The sequence below is a fragment of the Pantoea sp. R13S299 genome, from assembly GCF_048515925.1.
In the GTDB taxonomy this organism is placed as follows: domain Bacteria; phylum Pseudomonadota; class Gammaproteobacteria; order Enterobacterales; family Enterobacteriaceae; genus Pantoea.
The window spans coordinates 1,655,258-1,670,801 of record NZ_JBLYEF010000001.1; the positions used below are offsets into that span (position 1 = coordinate 1,655,258).

The 15,544-nt window shown below is 55.2% G+C and carries 15 protein-coding genes; 7 read left to right on the top strand and 8 right to left on the bottom strand.

All coding sequences use genetic code 11. From position 1 onward, the window contains the following. Window positions 1–2: 2 nt before the first annotated feature. Window positions 3–716: a phosphonate metabolism transcriptional regulator PhnF gene (phnF, locus tag ACN1CO_RS08080; protein WP_419139000.1), complete on the bottom strand. Its 714-nt coding sequence runs from the start codon at window positions 714–716 to the stop codon at window positions 3–5. Window positions 717–946: 230 nt separating this feature from the next. Between phnF and ACN1CO_RS08085 the strand changes: the two genes are divergently transcribed. Together ACN1CO_RS08085 and ACN1CO_RS08090 are read left to right on the top strand one after the other, a co-directional pair. Next, window positions 947–1,576, top strand: a complete 630-nt coding sequence (locus ACN1CO_RS08085; RefSeq protein WP_419138526.1) for a Vat family streptogramin A O-acetyltransferase — start codon at window positions 947–949, stop codon at window positions 1,574–1,576. Window positions 1,577–1,709: 133 nt separating this feature from the next. Further along, window positions 1,710–2,207, top strand: a complete 498-nt coding sequence (locus ACN1CO_RS08090) for an AAA family ATPase (RefSeq protein ID WP_419138527.1) — start codon at window positions 1,710–1,712, stop codon at window positions 2,205–2,207. Window positions 2,208–2,426: 219 nt separating this feature from the next. On the opposite strand, the gene ACN1CO_RS08095 is transcribed toward ACN1CO_RS08090, so the two are convergent. Beyond that, the gene (locus ACN1CO_RS08095; protein WP_419138528.1) at window positions 2,427–2,975 is read right to left on the bottom strand and encodes a GNAT family N-acetyltransferase; all 549 of its coding nucleotides are present in this window, start codon (window positions 2,973–2,975) and stop codon (window positions 2,427–2,429) included. Between the two features lie 304 nt (window positions 2,976–3,279). On the opposite strand from ACN1CO_RS08095, the gene ACN1CO_RS08100 reads away from it, so the two are divergent. Beyond that, window positions 3,280–3,519 (top strand): hypothetical protein, encoded by a 240-nt coding sequence (locus tag ACN1CO_RS08100; RefSeq protein ID WP_419138529.1) that lies wholly within the window; start codon window positions 3,280–3,282, stop codon window positions 3,517–3,519. A gap of 54 nt (window positions 3,520–3,573) precedes the next feature. Next, window positions 3,574–4,119 carry an immunity 42 family protein gene (locus ACN1CO_RS08105; protein ID WP_419138530.1) on the top strand — a complete coding sequence of 182 codons (546 nt, stop codon included), beginning with the start codon at window positions 3,574–3,576 and terminating at the stop codon, window positions 4,117–4,119. Window positions 4,120–4,391: 272 nt separating this feature from the next. On the opposite strand, the gene ACN1CO_RS08110 is transcribed toward ACN1CO_RS08105, so the two are convergent. Continuing rightward, entirely contained in the window at window positions 4,392–5,483 is a 1,092-nt protein-coding gene (locus ACN1CO_RS08110; RefSeq protein WP_419138531.1) for a mechanosensitive ion channel family protein, read from the bottom strand. A 417-nt stretch (window positions 5,484–5,900) separates the two neighbouring features. Between ACN1CO_RS08110 and ACN1CO_RS08115 the strand changes: the two genes are divergently transcribed. Next, entirely contained in the window at window positions 5,901–8,081 is a 2,181-nt protein-coding gene (locus ACN1CO_RS08115) for a putative bifunctional diguanylate cyclase/phosphodiesterase (protein WP_419138532.1), read from the top strand. A 27-nt stretch (window positions 8,082–8,108) separates the two neighbouring features. Here the strand turns inward: ACN1CO_RS08115 and ACN1CO_RS08120 are convergent, their stop codons facing one another. The 3 genes from ACN1CO_RS08120 to ACN1CO_RS08130 are packed head-to-tail and all read right to left on the bottom strand — an operon-like array spanning window position 8,109 to window position 11,525. Next, window positions 8,109–8,795, bottom strand: coding sequence for a cysteine hydrolase family protein (locus ACN1CO_RS08120; protein ID WP_419138533.1), 687 nt, complete (start codon window positions 8,793–8,795; stop codon window positions 8,109–8,111). Continuing rightward, on the bottom strand, window positions 8,776–10,092 hold the full coding sequence (locus ACN1CO_RS08125) for a purine-cytosine permease family protein (RefSeq protein WP_419138534.1): 1,317 nt from the start codon (window positions 10,090–10,092) through the stop codon (window positions 8,776–8,778). Before ACN1CO_RS08125 ends, ACN1CO_RS08120 begins: the two co-directional genes overlap by 20 nt. Next, window positions 10,089–11,525, bottom strand: a complete 1,437-nt coding sequence (locus ACN1CO_RS08130; RefSeq protein ID WP_419138535.1) for an amidase — start codon at window positions 11,523–11,525, stop codon at window positions 10,089–10,091. The genes ACN1CO_RS08125 and ACN1CO_RS08130 overlap by 4 nt, the downstream gene beginning before the upstream one ends. Before the next feature lie 366 nt (window positions 11,526–11,891). Here ACN1CO_RS08130 and ACN1CO_RS08135 point away from each other — a divergent pair, with 366 nt between their 5' ends. Together ACN1CO_RS08135 and ACN1CO_RS08140 are read left to right on the top strand one after the other, a co-directional pair. Beyond that, the gene (locus ACN1CO_RS08135; protein WP_419138536.1) at window positions 11,892–12,470 is read left to right on the top strand and encodes a hypothetical protein; all 579 of its coding nucleotides are present in this window, start codon (window positions 11,892–11,894) and stop codon (window positions 12,468–12,470) included. Next, window positions 12,445–12,672, top strand: a complete 228-nt coding sequence (locus ACN1CO_RS08140) for a hypothetical protein (protein ID WP_419138537.1) — start codon at window positions 12,445–12,447, stop codon at window positions 12,670–12,672. Before ACN1CO_RS08135 ends, ACN1CO_RS08140 begins: the two co-directional genes overlap by 26 nt. Window positions 12,673–12,759: 87 nt before the next feature. On the opposite strand, the gene ACN1CO_RS08145 is transcribed toward ACN1CO_RS08140, so the two are convergent. Beyond that, window positions 12,760–13,602: an oxidoreductase gene (locus ACN1CO_RS08145; protein ID WP_419138538.1), complete on the bottom strand. Its 843-nt coding sequence runs from the start codon at window positions 13,600–13,602 to the stop codon at window positions 12,760–12,762. Between the two features lie 98 nt (window positions 13,603–13,700). Beyond that, window positions 13,701–15,482: a thiamine pyrophosphate-requiring protein gene (locus tag ACN1CO_RS08150; protein ID WP_419138539.1), complete on the bottom strand. Its 1,782-nt coding sequence runs from the start codon at window positions 15,480–15,482 to the stop codon at window positions 13,701–13,703. Between the last annotated feature and the right edge of the window lie 62 nt (window positions 15,483–15,544).

The following is a 15,544-nucleotide window of genomic DNA, read 5'->3' on the forward strand; positions in this document are numbered from 1 at the left end:
AGTTAGTGCTCCAGAGTCAGTTCGATCATGTCGCCGCGCGTCAGGCTGACGGAGTATTCCGCCACTGCGCCATCACTGGTTTTGTTCAGGGTCCGCACGCAAAGCAGTGGCGCATGCAGCGCGATGTCGAGCTGCCGACACTCCTTTGCCTGCGCACGGCGGGTGCTGATACGCGTCTGGGTGCGCACCAGCTGTTTGCCGGTGTGCTCCACTAAGAAGTCGTGCAGCGATCCGCTGTTAAATTGCTGAAGCTGTGGCCACCAGCTGAGGTCGGCGAGGAAATGGTTGATCAGGCAGAGCGGCACGCCATTGGCGCGGCGCAGGGTCCGCAGGTGAATGACGTTGTCGCCCTCTTTTACGCCCAGCGCACTGGCGACGTCGTTGCTGGCCGGACGCAGTACCGCCAGCAGCCGTTCGCTGGTTGGGTGACTCCCCTGCTCCATCAGGTTCTGGCTGAAGCGCGCCTGGGCATGCAGCGGATAGTCATACGGGCGCATCAGCACCAGGATGCCGACGCCATGACGGCGCTGCAGCAGCCCTTTGTGCACCAGCTCATCGACGGCCCGGCGCAGCGTGTGGCGATTCACCTCATAGTGATCGGCCAGCTGTTGTTCGGAAGGAAGATAGTCGCCGCAGCGGTAACGCTCTTTCAGCGCCAGCTCCAGTTGTGCGGCAACAGCCTGATAGACAGTGGTCGGATGTCTGGATAACTCCATCACGATGAAATCCTCACGGGTTACAGAGTGGGAACGCAGTGATAAGACGCTGCGGGATGGTGTTAGCCTGAGGGAAGCAGATGACAGAACCGTGACGCGGGGGTGAAGGTGGGGTGAATGTGGCAGTCAGGGATTTACAGCAAGCAGGAAGACATTGAGTCTGTACGCACAGGACGGCTGGCTGCCTGGTGTACACTGGAACGAACTCATTCAGCGTTTAAGGAGAGACTATGTACGGACCGGATCCGGCCAATTCCCATCCAATGGAAGGCTTCCCACAGGTTTGTTTTATCAAAAACACGGTGAAGAACCCCAACATCATCATCGGTGATTTTACTTATTATGATGACCCTGAAGACTCCCAAAACTTCGAGCGCAATGTCCTGTATCACTTCCCGTTTATTGGCGACAAACTCATCATCGGCAAATTCTGCGCTATCGCAAAAGGCGTTCAGTTCATTATGAATGGGGCTAACCACAGCATGGCGGGGTTCTCCACTTATCCGTTCTACATCTTCGGAAACGGATGGGAAGCCAGTCAGCCTCAGCCCGGCGATTTGCCTTACAAAGGCGATACGGTGATTGGGAATGACGTATGGATGGGTTATCAGGCACTGATTATGCCAGGCATTCACATCGGCAACGGCGCGATCATCTCGTCACGTTCTGTCGTGACGTCGGATGTCCCGGCTTATTCAGTTGTGGGTGGCAATCCGGCCAGAGTTATCAGGCAGCGTTTCGACGATGAAACCATTTCGACACTGGAGAAGCTGGCCTGGTGGGACTGGCCCGTAGAAAAGATTACCCAACACCTTCCGGCAATCATCTCAGCAGACCTTAAAGCCTTGCCAGACGAATAGTTGTGCAGAATCATCACCGTTCGCTGCGGGCAAACGGTGGCACTCACCTGTAATGCGTTGGGAAAATTCGCGCAGCCTGATTTCCAAAATTGCCTGCTTTACCACTGGAGCGCAGGTTAAAACAGGAGTCGTTATGCTCTACATTTTTAGTGGCCTTCCGGGTTGCGGAAAAAGCACTATCGCTAAACTGTTATCTGAAAAATTAAAAGCGGTGTATTTACGCGTCGATACGATCGAACAGGCTCTGCGTAATGGATCAGCGGCTTCCAGGGATATTGGCCCGGAAGGCTATTTCATCCTGTATGAGCTTGCGCGCGACAATCTGAAACTGGGATTACCGGTTGTCACTGATTCGGTGAATGACCTTAATCTGGTGCGTGATAGTTTTCGGGATATCGCAATATCTTCAGGTATTCCCTTTCTGGAAATCGAAATCCTCTGTTCGGATCCTGAACAGCATCGTGTGCGTGTAGAGAGCAGAACCTCTGATATTCCCGGCTTGAAAGTGCCCGACTGGCAGGCCGTTGTGGATCGTGATTATGAACCGTGGGAAAGAGAACATTTGAAGCTGGATACGGCGGGGTTATCGCCTGCTGAGTGCGTTGAGGAGATTGTTAGGGTTGGGGGTTAGTGATGGGCGCCGTCAGACCATGCCATTGGCTGTAATGGATGGGTTGAGTCTCACGCTGATTCTTGCGCTGCTTTCACGAACTTAAAGCGACCAAATCACTCTATTCGATCAGGTCATAGTGATGATATCAGCGGAATTTCGGAGAGTATTGAAGAGCAAAACAAGTCTAAATAGAGTTTGGTCCTCTATAAGCGAGAAGCGGACGTGATATTCCTGGTATCATTGAAATTTTCGAGCATTCCACTCATCGCGGGTGATTTCCCAAAGCTCAGAATCCAGAAGGCCGCTGACATAATCCTTCTTAACAGTTTTGATAAGCCACATTCCGCTAGTGACCGAAATACGCTGTGAGCGGCTGTTAAGGGCTGCTTTAGGTGCGCGTAACACCGGCTTATTCAACACATTGAACCAGTAATCTGTAGCCGCAATACTAGCCTCACGCATATAGCCCTGACCCTGATATTCCGGTGCGAGCCAGAATCCACGATTGTTATCTTCTTCATCGTAAAGACAGATCAAGCCCATGACTTTATCTGGTATCTCACGATTTCTTATAGTCCAGAACCATGCAATTCCTTTCGCCATGTCAGGCAGAACAACGTTATTGACGTAATTCTCTGCACCATTCTCTGGATAAGGCCAGGGGACCGATACCACCATATAGCGGACTATTTCCCAGCGGGGATAAAGCGTCTGGATCTGCTTAGCATCTTCGGCGACTAATGGTTTTAAAAGCAACCGATCTGTTGTAAGTGTGGGGGTTGGCATGGGCAATTATCCTTGCTGGTTGATCAATTCCCGATCAGATTTTGTTTACCTTACGAAAATATGCACATACCGTCATCTGTTGCATCATTCAAAGATGGTATTACGGCTTCAGCGTCCGCTTCTGGCAGAAAAATGAATTGCGGCAGGCTAAGGTCCGCTATGAGCGAGCAGCGGATATTTTCACCTTACGAACAGACTTAAATATGAATTTTTTCAATTGTGTAGTGGCTCTGATGGTCTGCATTGACATGTTATCTATGCAAAAATTAAAAAAAATTAAATCATTTATGAAGTCTGGCAAACCATGGCTATTATGTTTATTCCTGATTTTGCTGCACTGCTTGAAGCTAAAGAGATGGACTCCGGACGAGAATTGACCCGAGAGGATGTTGAGTCAATACGAGATAATGCTACTGCTATTGAATTACCTGCAGAGTTTTCCAGAGACATGATCAAAAGCCGAGGCTATCCCGATATTGATGCGGAGAATGTTTGGAATGAGTTATTACTATATAAAAATACTAAGAATCAGAGGGCGTATTGATGTGCTGCGAGCAGAAATTCTCGAAATCGTTAAGCGATTCGAAAGAGGAATATTATGATTTTCGGTGATCCCTATCGCTTTGCAATCTGGATTGAACATGTTCCCCAGTGGGGCGAGTCTATAAAGAATGGTTTCTTTTATTTCTTTTTGAACGGCAATATGTATCCTAATGACATCCGCACGTCGACCTTATTCGTTGATTATGATGATGTTGTTGATCATGAAAATGCGCTTGTAGCTATGCCATTCGATGACGAAATATTTAACGCACCTACGGATAAAGCTTTTAAATACCTGTATGAAATGGCTTATCCACAACTCACGCCAGAAGATGAATATCCTGAGGGAATTAGCAAGTTCAAAGCTTCACCCACAATAATTTTAGAGTCTGGGGCATGTTTTTTTGCCGTCTCGAATAAAGACTTTGTTAGAGTATTAGGTGGTAAAGTGTCTGAATTAGTTGATTGTGGTGAGAGACGCAATTGGCAAGACATAGAGCATCCTGTTATAGAAGATATAACTCTAGCGAAAAAGGAAGTTAATGAAATAATTTCAAGCTTTAGGGAGCACACCGCTTCTTTATTACATTTAAATAGTTAAGGATGGTCAAAGGGCAGGTTTTTAGTATCTAAAACACTTATACCCTCATCTGAGAACATCACAACAAGGACGTTTGTAACATCTAGTATTCAGCTCATATGTGCAAGAGTTTCTCCCACTCAATAGGCTTGAACCATGTGGCAAACGTCCGCTTTTGGCACAGAGCGGACACATCCACCAGCGCCCACATCCTATTAATAAAGAACGGAGCAACAGCCATCAGGATGCTCACACATCTCATCAGACTGCCGCTCCCAACCTCTAAGAACTCCCTACTCCATCACCCCTCTCCCAACCTTCTCCGACCCACTATCCGTCAGCGACGCCCTGACCTGTGGCAGGCTTTCCGGGTAGTTCTGCTGAATAAACTCAATCATCTTCTCACGCACATAACAGCGTAAATCAAAGGCGATCGGGGAGTTCTGGGCGGTCATCAGCATCCTGATGGTCATGGTTTTTTCGGTGGTATCGGTCACCTGAAGCACTGACGTTTCCTGATCCCAGAGCTTGGTTTCACTCAGCACTTTTTCAAAATGTTTGCGCAGCGGCTCCAGCGGCATTGAGTAATCCACATAGAGAAACACCGAGCCTAAAATCTGGGCATTGTTGCGCGTCCAGTTCTGAAATGGATTCTCGGTGAAATAGGTAATCGGCAGCACCAGACGACGCAGATCCCAGATGCGCACCACCACATAAGTCAGATTGATCTCCTCAATCCAGCCCCACTCCTTTTCCACCACCACCGCATCATCAATCTTGATGGGCTGGGTAAAGGCAATCTGAATACCGGCGAACAGGTTAACCAGCGACTTCTGTAAGGCGAAACCAATAATAATACCGGCCACACCCGCACCGGCCAGAATGGTGGTACCGAATTTACGGACGCCGGGGAAGCTCAGCAGAATCAGCGAAACACAGAACAGCACCAGGATGACAATAACGACTTTTTTGACATAGATAATCTGCGTACGGATTTTGCGCGCACGAAGGTTATTGGAAATATTAATGTCATAGCGGATATAGAGCATATCCTGCGCGACGTTGGTCAGCCGTATTAAGACTGAACAGAATGACATAATAATAAAGACGTTGATGATATTGGTGATCAGATCAAGTGAGGCAGGACGGAAGTTTATGTAGTTAATCCCGACATTGATCATTAATAGCGGCACGAAAAAGAACATGGAGCCGCTAAGATGCTTCTCAAGGGATTTGAACAGCTTTCTGTCACGTCCCTGCCAGTAGCGGATGAACCGGAGCAGGATAAGACGGGCCAGGAAGCCCAGCACAAATGAAAGCGAGACGAGTAATACAACAGGCACCCATGACGGGAAGCCAGATAACTCACCGAATAACAATGGCATTATTTTCCCTTTTAGTAAGCTGACACCCTCAGGCTGTCAGTTAAGTGACAAACTCAGTAACCGTTGTCATCACGGTTATCCGTTCGTAACACAATCAGCGCTCATGAGTATGAACCATAGCGGCGAAGTTGGCAGGAAATGCAGAGTGATGCAGTGACTATCTCATCGGCGCATCGGCGTCATTCCCACTGATAACAGTGCACAATATCAGCTTCCAGGTCACCTTCCTGCCATTCCGACTTCATTAAAATAACTGATACAAAACACCCTCTTCTCTGCTCCCGTTTTTAAGCTCTCCTTTACCCACACTTAACAAAAAACGTTGCCAGAATCACTAACCGCAGCGGTTAACGTGAAACATTTATTAGCATCTGCTAGTTTTTATTCTGTTCCCCTGCTGCTGAGAAAAACAACAATATGATTAACACCCTTAAACTTTCCTCTGATTTTCGCCGCAGTTTCCTGCGTGAAGTGTTGGTGCCGCTGGTGGCTATCCTGTTGCTGACGTTTGTGGGTGCAGGCGCTGCGCTGTTTGTGGGTACCTCACTCACTAATGCCGAGGCCCGGCATCAGCAGCAACGGATGATTGAAGCCTCTTTTTCACAGAGTCTGAATGAGCATCTGCGCCAGCTGCATAGCCTGTCACGCTGGCGCCCCTTTGAGCAGCATCTGGCAGCGGGCAACAGCGACAGATGGCTGGATGACAATATCGGGCAGTGGCTGTATGAGATGTTCGGCCACCAGTTGATTATGGTGCTCGACCCTCAAAACCAGATCGTCAGAGTCTGGCGTGAAGGCCAGCCCGTCTCCGCCGCTGACAGTGACCCGCTGATTGGTGAGGTGCTTAAAAACCCGATGGTGAAGGATCCGGCGCGCCAGGATAACGCCGATTATGCGCGTCTGACGAACCGTGCTGCTGCGCTGGCCGTGGGTAATATTCAGCGTGACAGCGACGCCCAGCCGCATTTCCGGCTGGTGAGCCTGAAGTATCTCGATGACGGCTACCTGGCGGGACTGGCTGAACGCAATCAGCTTCAGGGGCTGCACTTCTCCGACGGCACATCACCGTCGGGCACCGATGCGCGTTATCTGCTGATCGCGCAGGCGGGCGAAGCGGTCGGCTATCTGAACTGGATCCCGTCCCGTCCGGGTGCACAGATGCTGCGCACCATCGGGCCTTCTACCGGGCTGGCGGTGCTGGCGATTTCCCTGCTCTGCCTGTATATGGTGCGGCGACTCTGGAACTCGTCTGTCAACCTCTCGCAATCGATGCTCAGGCTTGGCGCGTCGGAGGCGCAGGCACAGCATCTGGCGTTTCATGATGTGCTGACCGGCCTGCCGAACCGCGCGCTGGTCGAAGACCGCCTGACCCAGGCACTGGCGCTGGCGACGCGCAACGATCAGCGGGTAGCGCTGCTGCTGATCGACCTCGACCGCTTCAAGGCCGTTAACGATACCCATGGTCATCACGCTGGCGATGAGCTGATCATCGCGGTGGCGCAGCGCCTGAGTCGTATCGTGCGGGCCAGCGATACCGTGGGACGCATTGGCGGCGATGAGTTTATTGTGGTGATGCCGGAGGTCGATAACATCGGTCAGGTGAATAGCCTGGCGCAGCGCATTATCGATGAGCTGGCTCAGCCTTTCACCCTGTTCGGCAATGATGTCTGGAGCGGTGCCAGCATCGGACTGGCGCTGGCACCCCGGGATGGCATCGATCGGCTGGAGCTGATGCGTAAAGCCGATATCGCGCTGTATGAAGCTAAAAGTGGCGGACGCGGCCGGTTTCGTCAGTTTGAGCGGGCGATGGATGAGTCGGTGCGAACCCGTCAGACCATCGCCGACGATTTACGCACAGCGCTGCAGACCGGACAGGAGCTGAAAGTGTGGTATCAGCCGCTGATGGATGCAGGCGGTCAGCAGATGGTCGGCATCGAGGCACTGCTGCGCTGGCACCATCCGACGCGCGGCCTGATAGCACCCGGTGAGTTTATTGCGATTGCCGAAGAGACCGGCCTGATCATCCCGCTCGGCGAGTGGGTGCTGGCGGAAGCCTGTGTCACCCAGCAGCGTTTCCCGGAGCTGCTGGTGGCGGTCAACGTCTCGCCGGTACAGTTCCGCTCCAGCGGCTTTGTTGAGCGGGTAATGGCGATTGTCAGCCAGCACGGCGGTGATCCGAAGCGGCTGGAGCTGGAGATCACCGAAGGAGTGTTAATCGAGGATGAACGTGAAGCCCGCGATATTATTGTGACGCTACGGGAAGCGGGCTTCCGCATCGCGCTGGATGACTTCGGCACCGGCTATTCCAGCCTCAACTATCTCAGCACCTTCCCGGTGGACAAGATTAAAATTGACCGCTCGTTCACCCAGTCGCTGGGCGTGGCGGAGAATTCAGTGGCGATTGTTGAATCGGTGGTGAAACTGGGTCACGCCATGGGGCTGATGGTGACGGCGGAAGGCGTGGAGACGCCAGGGCAGATGTCTGCGCTGGCGGATGCGGGCTGTAATCAGTTGCAGGGTTATCTGTTCAGTCAGGCGGTGCCCGCCGATCAGCTTGAAGCGCTGATGAACTCATCCGCGCCCGATCAGCAGAGTTAACCGACTGTCTGGATAGCCTGAGCGCGGCTAAACGCCCAGGCTATCCAGCAGCGCTGCAGATGTGGCGACCGCGCCAAAGATACCGCCCTGCATATGGATCATGCTCAGCGCTGCCTCATGATGCCGCCGCTCTGTCGCGGCACAGCAATCGGACAGTACCAGGCACTCAAAGCCGCGATCGTTGGCTTCGCGCAGCGTGGTATGGACGCAGACGTCGGTGGTAATGCCGGTGAGGATCAGATTACGGATGCCGCGACTGCGCAGTATCAGCTCCAGATCGGTGGCGTAAAACGAACCCTTACCCGGCTTATCGATCACCACTTCCCCCGGCAACGGGGCCAGCTCCGGAATAATCTCCCATCCCGGTTCGCCGCGCACCAGAATACGGCCACACGGTCCGACATCCCCAATCCCGGCGTTCATCCGTCGTGACCGCCAGCGTTTGTTAGCGGGCAGATCGCTGAGGTCGGGCCGGTGCCCTTCGCGGGTATGGATAACAGGAAACTGCCGGGCGCGCATCGCCGCCAGCACCTGCTGCAATGGAGCGATGGGCGCGCGGGTCAGGCTCACGTCATAACCCATGCTATCGACATAGCCGCCGACGCCACAGAAGTCGGTCTGCATATCAATCACCACCAGCGCGGTGTCAGCCGGGGTAAAGCTGCCGTCAAACGGCCATGCGTAAGGGGTTGAATTAACGCTGTAGTCGGGCATTACTGTTCTCCATTACCGGGCGCGGCATGCGCATTTTAGTGATCACGCTGTAGCTGATGGCGGCGGTCACCAGACCAATCACTGCTTCACCAAACTGCGGGAAAGCCACGTGGGCGATCACCGCGCACAGGCTGCCAATCGCCCACGCGGCAAACGCGGTACCACGGAAACGCTGCGCCGGACGCTGCTCGCTGATGCGCGCCATAAAGATCAAATCCACAATCATCACGGCACCAAACGGCGGCACTACAATTCCCAGCAGGCTGAGCCACTGCAGGAAGTAAGACCAGACGCCCGCCAGCGCCAGCACGCCGCCAATGGCTCCGAGGATCAGCGTCCAGATCCGCATTTTGCTGCTGAACAGATGGCTGAAGCCCACCGCGCCGTTGTAGAGACAGTGGGTGCAGACCGATCCCAGATTGATAAAGACAAACAGGCAGGCCACTACCGACAGGAAGGCGCTGTGGCCCATCAGCATCGGCAGGAAGTTACCGCCGTTGGACAGAGGATCAACTGCCGCGCCCACTGCCACGATTACCACGCCAAACAGATAGGAGATCACATTGGCGACCGGGAAGGCAGAGAACGCGGCGATTACCGCCGAGCGGCCATTCTTCGACCAGCGGGTGAAGTCAGCGGTCATGGTGCCGGAGTCGGCAAAACCGGCCACGACCATCGTCACGGCGGTGCCCATGCTCATGGCACCGGCTGCGCTGGCGCTGCCCTTCCACTGCGTCACGATGGAGAAGTCATGCTGTTTGCTGATCAGCCACAGCGCCACCATCCCCAGCACCACAAACAGCGGCGCGGCGATCATCCCCAGCACCGACAGCGCCCGCACGCCCAGGAACGTGATGCCGGTGTAAAGGATCATGGCAAAGGCCGTCACCGCCAGCGCATTCCAGCCAAAGGTCTGATTAATCACTGTGCCGGTGAGACCGGTCTGGAAGGCATACCAGCCGATCACCACCGTCGAGAGAAGACCGGAGACCAGGATGTAGCCTTTGCTGCCAAAGGTGCGTCTGGCCTGTAAAGCAAAGTTCATCCCGGTGTTACCGGCGTACCAGCTCAGTGCGCCGACATAGGCGAACAGCACCAGGTTGCCCAGCAGAATGGCGATCAGCGCGGGCCAGAACCCCAGATGCCAGGTGATGATGCCGCCAAACAGCGCGTTGGTGAGGATCATCGGAAATCCAAACCAGACGGCTGAGACGGAGCGGGTTGAATGGCGGTGCGACAGCGGCACCGGCTCATGTTCAAACTCCTGCTCCAGGGCAGGTGTATCAGATTTTTTCATTGGGCGATTCCGGGTTGAAGGTGATTCCACGGCTGAATGCGCTCGAAAGCGGCACTGGCAGCCAGCACTAAAGCATCATCAAGATGACGTCCGACAATCTGCAGACCGACGGGCAGGCCGCTGGCGGTGAAACCGGCGGGCACGGACGCGGCAGGCTGACCGGTGAAGTTGAACGGGTAGCAGAACGAGAGCCAGTGATCGTTGCGGACCATACGGCCATCAATGATCTCCGGTCCCTGCATCCCCAGCGGAAACGGCGGCACCGCCAGTGTTGGCGTGATCAGCAGATCGAAGCGCTGCATAAAGCGCCACAGGCTGTTGCTGACCGCTTTGCGGGTGGCGATGGCATCGGTGAAGTTTTCCGCCCGCCAGTCGCGCTGCAACATGGCGACCAGATGCGGCGACATCTCGCTGCCCTGTTCCACCATCATCTGGCGCATGCCGGTGAGGTCGCTCTCCATCGCCACCAGCGCGCCAAAGGCAGCAGCCGGATCGGAAAAGCCGGGATCGGCCAGCTCCAGCTCCGCACCGATTTCAGCGGCAAAGCGCTGCACCGCTGCGCTGACCACCGCCCGCACTTCCGGGTCAACGGCCACATAACCAAAATCTGCGCTGAAAGCGATGCGGAGTTTGCCGGGCAGATGCTCTGTTGCGCCGAGCCAGTCAACGTCGCTGCAGGGGATCGAGTGACGATCACGCATATCCGGTCCCGCCATCAGCGACATCATCAGCGCGGCATCGCGCACGCTGCGCGTCATCGGTCCGATGTGTTCCAGCGATTCCCAGCTCGACACGCCGGGATAGCGCTCATCACGACAGCCGGGCCACAACGGCACCCGCCCCATCGACGCCTTGAAACCAAAAATGCCGCAGTGCGCCGCCGGAATGCGTACCGATCCGCCGCCGTCGCTACCCAGCGCAATAGGACAGAGCCGCGCCGCCACCGCCGCACCCGATCCGGCGCTGGAACCGCCTGGCGTCATCGCCAGATTCCAGGGATTGCGCGGCGACGTGAACAGCGGATTGTGCCCGACGCCGCTGTAGCCAAACTCCGGCGCAGTGGTTTTGCCCAGCAGAATGGCGTCGGCGGCCAGCAGGCGTTCCACCGTGATGTCGTCATCTTCCGGCACGAAGTCTTTGTACGCCGCCGAACCGGAGGTGGTTCTGACGTTTGCGGTGCAGATGAGATCTTTTACCGCCAGCGGCACGCCAGCCAGGGCGCCCAGCGTCTCTCCGCGCGCCCGTCGGGCATCCACGGCTCTGGCCTGTTCCATCGCCCGTTCCGGCGTCGGAGTACAAAAGGCCTGTATCGCCGGTTCCCGCCGCTCCATCCGCGCCAGCGCCGCCCCGGTCAGCTCACACGCCGAGACTTCTCCACTGCGGATCAGTGCGGCCATCGTGGTGGCATCTTCGTCTAATAAGGAGTCAAACATGGGTTACCTCGCCAAAAGTGTACCTGTCAGCGAGTGCATTAAGCGTGCCAGATAGCGGTGAACCAACCGGTCAGAGTCAGGGATGCCAGTTGGAATACGGGCTGGGATACAAGATCGAATTCTTATGATGTCGCGGACGGACAGCTGTTTATTTTTTCAGCACGATGATGGCGCAGGGCTGCGCGATAAGGGGGCGTCTTAGGTGAATGGTTTGCGGGCTGGCTTACAAAACGATGTTGTTAATCCGCAACAGCAGATGAAATGCTGGAACGCATAACCATACTTTTAATATGGATATTTGACGAATCTCAGCAGCAACTTAAAAATCGAGTCTCATGGATTTATATGCAGCAGCAGGGATGAGAAGTGCACATTGAAGAAGATATCTATCTCAAAAACTACGAAATCAGACGAAAAAGATTCATTTATGATCGCCAGATTTATCACAGCTACGTTTTTGTTGTCGGTAGTGAGACTTACACCGTCATCGTTGGCTGCCGGATAGATGAACAGACCTTTACGCGTCTCGGATACCTGATGCCATCAGGTATCTCCTTTCCGGTTAATGGCCTGGCTGAAGTCTGTTTTGACGTGTTCGATGGTCTGGAGTGCCTGGGCGACTTTCGCCACATCAGCATTCCCGGATTAGGTAGTGCAGTCGTTTTAAAAAGCGTAGTACTTGCATTAATGGCACACCATGAAAGCTTCTCTATCGGCGGTTTTGTTTTCCAGCCTGCGTCAGGCGAGATCGTTGAACGCAATCGTCCGACGCCTCTGGAAGAGATTTATGACGCCATGCTTGGGTTAAAAAATGAACTACGCTACAATCGCCGGACAGGGTTGCCGAAGAAAGCGCCGCAACCTTTAATCCCGGACTGTTTCCAGGCTTATAAAGTAGTGACTACAGGGAGAGCTTGCTATGTCGTTTTACGATACACACGATGAAACAACCCCTTTGGCTCCGGTTGAAACCCGATATAAGGAGTTAAGGGCACTTTTGATTGCAGAGTGGCTGGCCAGGCCCGATCTGCCCGCCATTAAAGCTCAATTAGCTCAGGCGAGAAAACGTTCCTCATCTGCCCTGTTGCGCCGCAAGCTGAAAGAGTTGAATGCGCGCGAAAGGCAGGAAGCTAAGATCCCCGATTAGCACTTAAAGGCCCGAGATACGGGCCTTTCGTATTTTAACCGCTTCTGCTTCACCCGCAGGCGGCTTCCCGCCACCCGCAACTCACCTTTACTCCGGAAAATCCGTCTCTACCGACGTCTGTTTCCACGCTTCGATCTCAGCCAGACGCTCTTTGAGCTTGCTGGTCACAGCGTCATGGCCCCAGGCACCCATCACCAGATGGCGTGGCGGGTTGGCATGATCGGTGATGGCGATCATCGCCGTGGCGGCCCGCGCCGGATCGCCCTTCTGAGTGCCGCTGTATTCGGCGGTGGCTTTCATCCGCGCAGCCGCGGTATCCGCATATTCCGGCAGAGTGCTCGGCGTCTGATGCAGTGAGCGTCCGGCCCAGTCAGTGCGGAACGGGCCCGGCTCGACACAGGTCACGTGAATGCCCAGCGGACCGGCTTCCAGCGTCAGCGAATCGGACCAGCCTTCCACGGCATGCTTGCTGGCAGAGTAGTAGCCTGAGCTGGCAAAACCAATCAAGCCCGCCACCGAGGTAATGTTGATGACGTGGCCGCTGCGCGCCTTTCTCATCGCGGGCAGCACGGCGCGGGTCAGGGCAAACAGGCCGAAGACGTTGGCATCAAACTGTGCGCGGATTTCGCTTTCCACACCCTCTTCCACCGAACTCTGATAACCGTAACCAGCGTTGTTGACCAGCACATCAATGGTGCCGAACGCGTCCAGTGCCGCCCTGACTGCCTGGTCGATGCTCGCCTGCTGGGTGACATCCAGCGCAACCGCCAGTGCGTTTTCGTGTCCCTCAACCAGATCGGCAATGGACGAGGTGTCACGCGCCGTCACGACGACTTTAAAGCCACGCGCAATGGTCTGCTGCGCCAGTTCACGACCAAAACCGGTCGAACATCCCGAGATTAACCAGACAGGGCTGGAATGAGCAGTCATAACAAGACTCCCGTTGAGTGTGATGAAGGTGTTTAAGACCCGGACGCGAGGGCATCCGGGGATCAAGGTTAGCGAGGCGGGACCGCCCCACTTAGCCCTTAATGCTTTTTATGGAACAGCTGGCTGGCGGTGTCGCTGATAATCTGCGCCGCGCCGCGATCGCCTTTCACCATCGACGCCATAAAGGCTTTCGCCTGCTTAAAGGTGATGTGCGGCGGTAACGGCGCAACTTCCGGATCGGTTTTCACCTCCAGCAAGACAGGACGATCGGCGCTGAGCGCACGCTGCCACGCACCGGCCAGATCGTCAGGATTATCGACAAAGATACCGATCATCCCCAGAGACTGCGCAAACTCAGCGTACTTCACGTCCGGCAGCTGCTGCGAAGCGTCAAAGCGCGGATTACCCTCCATCACGCGCTGCTCCCAGGTGACCTGATTAAGATCCTGGTTGTTGAATACACAAACGATCAGGCGCGGGTCGGCCCACTGCTGCCAGTATTTCTGGATGGTGATCAGCTCAGCCATATTATTCATCTGCATCGCGCCGTCACCCACCAGCGCCACCACTGGCTTTTCCGGGTGGGCAAATTTCGCGGCAATCGCGTAAGGCACCGCTGCGCCCATACAGGCCAGACCGCCGGAGAGCGAAGCGCGCTGCCCCTGTTTCACCCGATAGTCGCGGGCAAACCAGTTGGCGCAGGAGCCGGAGTCTGAAGTAACAATGGCGTTGTCCGGCAGCTGAGGCGACATCTCCCACACTACCCGCTGTGGATTGACCGGATTAGCCGGAGCCATCGCACGCTCTTCCATCAGCGTCCACCAGTCCCGCACCTGAACCGCGATATCCTCCTGCCAGCTGCGATCCTCTTTGTGCTCAAGCAGCGGCAGCAGCGCGCGCAGGGTTTCAGCCGCATCGCCATGCAGGTTCACTTCGCTGGGATAGCGCAGGCCCAGCATGGCCGGATCGATGTCGATCTGCACTGCACGCGCCTTGCCCTCTTCCGGCAGGAATTCCGTCCACGGGAAGCCGCTGCCAATCATCAGCAGAGTGTCGCAGTTCTGCATTAAGTCTGATGAAGGTTTGGTGCCGAGCAGGCCAATCGAGCCGGTCACAAAGGGCGCGTCGTCCGGCAGGACATCTTTGCCGAGCAACGCTTTCGCCACGCCCGCGCCCAGCACATTGGCGACCTGCACCACTTCCACAGCGGCGTTGCGCGCGCCTGCCCCAATCAGAATCGCCACTTTTTTACCGGCGTTCAGCACCTCGGCGGCGCGTTGCAGATCCGCTTCGTAAGGAATGACTTTAGGACGTTGATAGCCGCTGCCGGAATGGGTAAAACCGTGCAGATGCTGCGGTGGCTGCCACTCCTCATCCTGAATATCTTTAGGGATGATGATCACCGCCACACCGTTTTGCGCTTTGGCGATGCGTACGCCACGGTCCAGCAGATGGCGTACCTGCGTCGTGGTTGAAGCTTCCTGAACGAAGTTGGCAACGTCCGAGAAGATACGATCCAGGTTCATCTCCTGCTGATAGCTGGCACCGCGCGCGGTCGCTTCCGCCTGTCCGGCAATCGCCAGCACCGGAGCGTGGTCCATTTTGGCGTCATAGAGCCCGGTCAGCAGATGGGTTGCGCCCGGCCCGCCGGTTGAGAGGCAGACGCCCAGCTCGCCGGTGAATTTCGCGTGCCCCGCTGCCATAAAGGCCGCCATCTCTTCGTGGCGCACCTGAATAAATTCGATGCCGTCGCCTTTGGCGTTCGCGCGCTGAATGGCCCCCAGCACGCCGTTAATCCCATCTCCCGGATAGCCGTAAATGCGTGTGACGCCCCACTCTTTCAGGCGCTGGACAAAAAAATCACTGGTTTTCATGCTCATCGTCGCGTTTCCCCTCGTAGTCCATGCAGACTTAAAGCGTAGTAGACGATGCGCAATCGCCG